General features: G+C 73.0%; 4 protein-coding genes. 1 reads left to right on the forward strand and 3 read right to left on the reverse strand.

Annotated elements, in window-relative coordinates; genetic code table 11:
• The first annotated feature begins 31 nt into the window (after nt 1-31).
• Nucleotides 32-1,120, forward strand: coding sequence for an aldose epimerase family protein (locus ACFV1W_RS12665; protein WP_380415729.1), 1,089 nt, complete (start codon nt 32-34; stop codon nt 1,118-1,120).
• Between the two features lie 55 nt (nt 1,121-1,175).
• On the opposite strand, the gene ACFV1W_RS12670 is transcribed toward ACFV1W_RS12665, so the two are convergent.
• The 3 genes from ACFV1W_RS12670 to ACFV1W_RS12680 form a co-directional block, all read right to left on the reverse strand.
• Entirely contained in the window at nt 1,176-3,293 is a 2,118-nt protein-coding gene (locus ACFV1W_RS12670) for a beta-galactosidase (protein ID WP_380415731.1), read from the reverse strand.
• A 71-nt stretch (nt 3,294-3,364) separates the two neighbouring features.
• Entirely contained in the window at nt 3,365-5,116 is a 1,752-nt protein-coding gene (locus ACFV1W_RS12675; RefSeq protein ID WP_380415733.1) for a cellulase family glycosylhydrolase, read from the reverse strand.
• Nucleotides 5,117-5,163: 47 nt separating this feature from the next.
• Entirely contained in the window at nt 5,164-6,675 is a 1,512-nt protein-coding gene (locus ACFV1W_RS12680) for a glycoside hydrolase family 43 protein (protein WP_380415734.1), read from the reverse strand.
• Nucleotides 6,676-6,797 lie beyond the last annotated feature (122 nt).

Consider the following 6,797-nt stretch of genomic DNA (forward strand, 5'->3'; position numbering starts at 1 on the left):
CCCCCGGCCCGGCAGGGATCGGAGCACCCCCGTGCCGGAAGACGCACTCGTGTCCCCGGGCGAGCTGACGGTCTCCCAGGGAGTCGCGGCGACCCTGCCGGACGGGCGGTCCGTCACCCGCTGGACCATCGGTTCGCCCTCGGGCCTGCGGGCGGAGGTGCTCAGCCTGGGCGCCCGCCTCCAGTCCCTGTACGTGCCGGACCGGGAGGGGCGGCGGGCGAACGTCGTGCTCGGCTGCGAGCGCGTCGCCGACCTGCTCGGGGAGGGCGCGTACTTCGGTGCGACGGTCGGCCGCTACGCCAACCGGATCGCCGACGGCGTCCTGCCGCTCGACGGCACGACGCACCGGCTCACCACCCAGCCGACCGGCCACACCCTGCACGGGGGGAGGGACGGCTTCGCCACCCGGCTCTGGGACGGCGTACCGGTCCGGGAGGGTCGCCGGGCGGGGGTGCGCCTGCGCCTGCACAGCCCGGACGGCGACCAGGGCTTCCCGGGCGCGCTCACCGCCGAGGTGACCTACCTGCTCGACCCGGCAGGTCGGCTCTGGATCGGCTACCGGGCGACCACGGACGCGCCGACGGTGGTCAACCTCACCAACCACACCTACTTCAACCTGGCCGGTGAGGGCAGCGGCACGGTGCTCGACCACCTGCTGCGCGTCGAGGCCCGCGGCTACCTCCCGGTCGATGCCGAGCTGATCCCGACCGGGCCCCTCGCGCCGGTCCGGGGCACGCCCTTCGACCTGCGCGAGGCGCGGCGGATCGGGGACCGCGTCGTCGACGGGGACCAGCAGATCCGCCGGGCCGGCGCCGGGTTCGACCACAACTGGGTGCTGGACGGGAACGGGTTCCGGCGGGCCGCCGTCCTGAGCCACCCGGCCAGCGGCCGGCGGGTCGAGTGCCTGACGACGGAACCGGGGCTGCAGGTGTACACGGGCAACCACTTCGACGGCACGCTGCGCGGGCCCTCCGGCCGCCCGTACGGAGCGTACGCGGGCGTCGCCCTGGAGACCCAGCACTTCCCGGACTCGCCCAACCACCCCGAGTACCCCTCCACCGTCCTGCGCCCGGGGGAGGATTTCCGCTCGATGACGGTGTACCGCTTCTCGGCCGAGTAGGGGCTTCGGGCCGAGGGGAACGGGCGGTGGGCCGGGTAGGGCCCACCGCCCCTCTTCATTCCGCGACGAGGACCCGCACGTCCCAGGCACCCAGGGCGACCGGCCCGCCGGCGGGCACCGGGGTGCCGCTGAGCACGTCGACCAGCGCCACGGGCGCCGGCACGTCGACGGGCTGCCAGCTCCAGTTGTGCACCACGTGGACGCGGCGCCCGTCCGGGGCGGTTCCCGTGGTGGAGGTGACGGAGGCGGGCGGCTCGCCCCAGCCGCTCGCCGGGCAGGGTGCCAGCCAGGCGGCCAGCGCCCGGGCCAGGTCGCGCCCGGGCACGGTGCCGACGCAGGTCACCCGTCCCGCGCCGTGGGCGCGGGTGGTGACGGCGGACCAGCGGCCGAAGTGGGGATGGTCGTACCCGGCCAGTACCGTGGCGTCGGTGGCGGTGAGGCCCTCCACCCAGCGGGTCGCGGCGGCGCCCGCCGGAAGCGACAGCGGGCTGCCGGGGGCGGCGCGCAGCGGCAGGTCCGCGGGCAGGTTGCTGAACTCGTCGTACCGGACACCCGCGGCGGCCGCGAGGCGTGGCGGGGCGGTCTGGTGGCGCGCCCGGGCCTCCTGGTCGGCGTAGCCCGTACGCGGCCCGAGCACCAGGTGGCCGCCGGCCCCGGCGTAGGCCGCGAGCCAGTCGAGCAGGGAGTCCTCGGCGAGGTAGAGCCCGGGGACGACCAGCACGGGGTGGCGTCGCGCGGCCTCCTCGGGTGCCGGACCCTCGCGCTCGCCCCGGGCGTCGTGCAGTTGGCGGGCGTGCAGGATCCGCACCTGGCGGCCGGCCTCGAACGCGCCGCGGTAGAAGGGGTCGAAGAGGCGGTGGTAGGAGGTCGGGTCCGGGGCGCCGTCCGGCCTCGCCAACGGCGGGTACTTCTGCATCAGCCACTTGCTGGGCATCGAGTAGACCATCGCGAGGTCGGCGTCGGGCTCGATCCCGGCGACCACCGGCCCGGCGGTCTCGAACTCGGCTCCCAGTCGGGCGAGTTCGGCGTAGACCCGGCCGGGCTCGCCGCTGTGCGGGAGGATCCCGCCCCAGTACGTCTCGGTGCCGAAGTGCAGGGTGTGCCAGTGCCAGTACTCGATCATCCGCGCACCGCGTGAGACGAGCGCCCAGGCCGCCTGCCGCCATTGGCCGTCGAAGGCCGGTCGGTTCTCCGAAGTGCCGCTGATGGCCTGGGCGTTGGTCTCGGTCACCAGGAACGGCTCCTGCCGGGAGGAGAAGAGCCGGTCGGCGCTCTGGTACAGCGCCCACACGCCGGTGGTCTTCCACTGCTGCTCGTGGTCGTCCGGGGTGGGGTCGGGCAGCGCGAGGGAGTCCTGCATCTCGTAGTACGGGTTTCCCGCGGTGACGTCGAGGGCGTCGGTGATCTCGTCGTCCGCCATCGCGGGGTGGTTGTAGGCGAGGCAGGTGGTCACGAACTGGTCGGGGCGGGCGTACTCGCGCGTGGTTCCGGCCTGCCAGGCGATGAACTCGGTGGTCTGGCAGGCCTGGAACGCCCGCCAGGCGACGTCGTACTGCGGCTGCTGGTTCTCGTCCGGCCGCCACAGGTCGGCCCAGGTGGAGAGGCGGTGCGACCAGTAGACCAGGCCCCACTCGCGATTGAGGGTCTCCACATCGCCGTAGGTGTGCCGCAGGTGGTCGACGAAGCGCTGGAAGACGCCGTGGTTGTGCGGCAGACGCAGGCCGGGCTCGTTGTCGACCTGGAAGCCGATGACGGCCGGGTGCGAGGCGTGGCGGGCGAGGATCGCGCGGGTGACGCGTTCGGCGTGGTGGCGGAAGGCGGGGTGGGAGAAGTCGGCCTCCTGACGGGCGCCCCAGCCCATCCGCCGACCGGTGGCCTGCTCGGTGCCGATCTCCGGGTACTGCCGGGAGAGCCAGGGCGGCACGGCGTAGGTGGGGGTGCCCAGGACGACGGCGAGGCCGCGCTCCCGGGCGCCGTCGAGGACCGGGGTCAGCCAGTCCAGCTCGAAGCGGCCGTTCTCGGGCTCCCAGGTGGACCAGACGGATTCGCCGACCCGGATGACGGTGAACTTCGCCGCCGCCATCAGGTCGAGGTCTTCCCTGAGCCGTTCGTACGGCTGGTACTCGTGGTAGTAGGCGGCGCCGAACAGGACGCGCGGGGGCAGCGGGAACACGGGCGCACCTCGGAACGTGGAGGGCCCCGGCCGCCGGTGGGACGGGCGGCCGGGGCGGGAGGGGAGCGGGGTCAGGAGGCGGTGCCGGTCACCGTGTCACCGGACCTGGTCAGGTGGTAGGTGACGGTGTCGCCGGTCCAGAAGCGGAAGGTGAGCGTGACCGGGGCGCCGTCCTTGAGGGACTTGAGGAAGTCGGGCTTGACGGTGGTGGTGTCGGCGCCGTAGTCGGCGCGGTAGTTGTCGAAGGTCTGGTAGGTGGTCCAGGAGGCCGGGCCGGCGGCGGTGCCGTCGGCGTAGGTGGACTGCACGTTGGCCATGAGGGCGCCGTTGAACCGGGTGGGGATGGTGAGCCCGTCGGCCGTTCCGGTGGCGTCGGACATCACCGGCTTGTCGTACGAGCGCACGAAGAGCTGCCAGGGGACGCCGTCGGAGTAGCGGACCTGGATGTTCGCGTTCACACCGGCGGCGCGGTCGCCGGCGAGGCGGGTGAGGGCGTCGGCGGTCAGGGTGAGCCGGTCGCCGTCGAGGGTGTAGTCGAGGAAGGGGATGAGCGGGCGGTCGCCCTGCCAGAGGCCGGCGAACCGGAGGCCGTTGGGGTTGAGGGTGACGGTCTGGGCCGTGACGGGGCCGGACTTCGGCAGGAAGACGTTGTCGGTGGAGGCGGTGCCCGAGCGGGTCCGCCAGGAGCTCTGGATCAGGGCCTTCATCTCGGGGACCTGCCACTGCATGGTGCCGCGGTTCAGGAAGTCGTTGGCGGCGTCCCAGACGGCGGAGGTCATGCCGCTGCGCCGTGCCTCGTAGTTGACCTGTTCGAAGTACTTGAGCATCTCGCCGCGCTCGACGACGCCGGAGTAGGGCGAGGTGAGCAGGCCGTACTCGCCGAGGTAGACGGGGATGCCCTTGGCGACGAAGGTGTCGTGCACCCGGGCGAAGCCTTCGGTGAGGTCCTTCTGGGCCGTGGCGTCGTAGGTGGTCCCGTTGGCGATGTTCACGCTGAACGGGTACCAGCTGTAGTAGTGCACGGTGGCGACCAGGTTGCGGTCGTGCAGCGAACTCATCGTGGTGGACAGGTCGTCCAGCCAGTGCTGGGCGCTGTTGGTCTCCTCCGAGGGCAGGACGAGCAGGCGGTCCTTGTTCCCGCCGCCGGAGTCGCGCACGACGTCGTGGAACGAGGTGTTGAGTTCCCGCAGGTACTGGGTCTTCTGGGCGTCGGTCGTGTTGGAGAACTGGGGCTCGTTGATGCTCTCCATGAGCAGGGTGCGCGGCTCGTCCTTGAAGGCGGTGGCGATCTGCTGCCAGGTGGAGTTGAAGCGGGCCACGACGTTGTCGTGGTCGGTGGACATGTCGGCGATCCACTTCCACGAGTCGTGGTGGACGTTGATCTCGACGTAGAGGCCGTCCGCCAGGGCGAGGTCGACCACCTGCTTGACCCGGTTCATCCACACCGGGTCGATGGTGTACGGGGCGGTGTCGGACTGGTGCGGGTACCAGGTGACCGGGATCCGGACGCTGCGGAAGCCCTGGGCCCTGAGGCCGTCGAAGGTGGCCTTGGTGGTGCGCGGGTTACCCCAGGAGGTCTCGTCGGGGATCGCGTCGAGGGTGTTGCCGAGGTTCCAGCTGGGCTGCATCCGGGCCACGGCGGCCATGGCGTCGTGAGGGACCCTGGCCCCGGCGGCCTCGGCCGCCGACGGGGGCTGGTCGCCGGGTGCGGCCACGGCCGTGCCGCCGCACAGGGCGCCGGTGGTGACCAGCGCGACCAGGAGTCCGGCCGTGCGGTGGAGGCGGCGGTTGCGGGTGCGTGCGGTCCGTTGCGCGTCGTTCACGGTAGGTCCCTTTCGTGTCAACAGGTGGCGAAGCCCCTGAGGGGAGGTCAGGGGAGCGGGAGGGGCTCGTAGTCGAACCGGTCGAAGTGGACGGTGCCGGCCGCGGCGTACATGCCGATGACCCGGCCGGTGAAGCCGCCGGCCACCTCCGTGGACAGGTAGCGGCCGTCGAGCGTGGCGAGCACGGCGAAGGTGCCGTCGGGCTCCTCGACGCCGAGGAGGACGTCGTCAGGGCCGGTGCGCGGGCCGCGCGTCGGCCGCGGGGCGATCTCGACGCCGAGCACGACCGCTCCGGCGGGCACCGGCCGGGCGGCGACCTCGGTGCGCAGCGGGCCGATCCGGGCGAACACCTTCACCTCGCCGTCGGCCGCCTCGATCTCGTAGTGGTGCTCCTCGTCCAGGCGGACGGCCAGGCCGCCGCGGCCGTCGGCGGGGTCGATCAGGATGCTGGCCCGGCAGGCGAGGTGCTGCTGGCGCCGGCCGACGAAGGCCGCGTCGTTCTCGTCCAGCGAGGCACCGGCGGCACGCAGGGTGAGCCAGCCGGAACGTTCCTTCGTTGTGCACAGGTGCTCCGGGCGCTCGCGCAGCGAGATCCACTGGGGGTGCAGCTCGGCCAGGTCGAAGTCGTCCCGGGCCGGCACGGCGGGGACGGGGTGCAGCGGCCAGGCCGGGGTGGGCAGTTCGGGGGTGACCGGGCCGACCACCGGCCAGCCGTCCACCCACTCGACCGGGGCGAGGAAGGTCTCCCGGCCGAGCACGTACCACGCAGGGGTGCCGCCGCGCGGCCGGACGGCGAGCAGCACCATCCACCAGGAGCCGTCGGGCGCCTGGACGAGGTCGGCGTGTCCGGTGTTCTGGATGGGGCTGGCGGTGCCGCGGTGGGTCAGCACCGGGTTGGCGGGGCAGGGCTCGAAGGGGCCGGAGGGCGACGGGCCGCGGGCGATGGAGACGGCGTGCCCGCGCTCGGTGCCGCCCTCGGCGATCATCAGGTACCAGTACGCGCCGATCCGGTACAGGTGCGGGGCCTCGGGGGCCGTGGCGCCGGGGGTGCCGGACCAGACGCGGTGCGGCTCGCCGAGGGTCTCGCCGGTGACCGGGTCGATGCGTACCTGGGAGATCCCGGCGACGGTGCACCAGCAGGTGCCGTTCTCGTCCCAGGCGAGGTCCGGGTCGATGCCGTGGACCCCGGGCAGTCGGACCGGGTCGGACCAGGGGCCGGCCGGGTCGGTCGCGGTGAAGAGCAGGTTGCCGCCGTCGCCGACGTTGGTGACGACCAGCCAGAAGCGCCCGTCGTGGTGGCGCAGCGTCGGTGCGTAGATCCCGCCGGAGGACGGCATGTCGCGCGGGAGGCGCAGCTGGGCCGGCCGGTCCAGGGCGTTGCCGATCTGCCTCCAGTTCACCAGGTCGCGGCTGTGGAAGACCGGGATGCCGGGGAAGTACTCGAAGCTGGAGCAGACGAGGTAGTAGTCGTCGCCCACGCGGCAGACACTGGGGTCGGGGTGGAAGCCGGGGATCACCGGGTTGGGCACGGTGCCGTCGGGCCGGGACTGCTCTGACACGTGGGTCGGTTCCTTTCGGTGCTTCGGTTCGGGGTGGTGGGGGGGCGCGCCCCGGGGGGGGGCCGGGGGCCCCCCCCCCAAAAGGGGTGGCAACACAGCCGCGAGGGGCGCGGTGAAAAAAA

It is taken from the genome of Kitasatospora sp. NPDC059648, assembly GCF_042734825.1.
Classification (GTDB): Bacteria; Actinomycetota; Actinomycetes; order Streptomycetales; family Streptomycetaceae; genus Kitasatospora.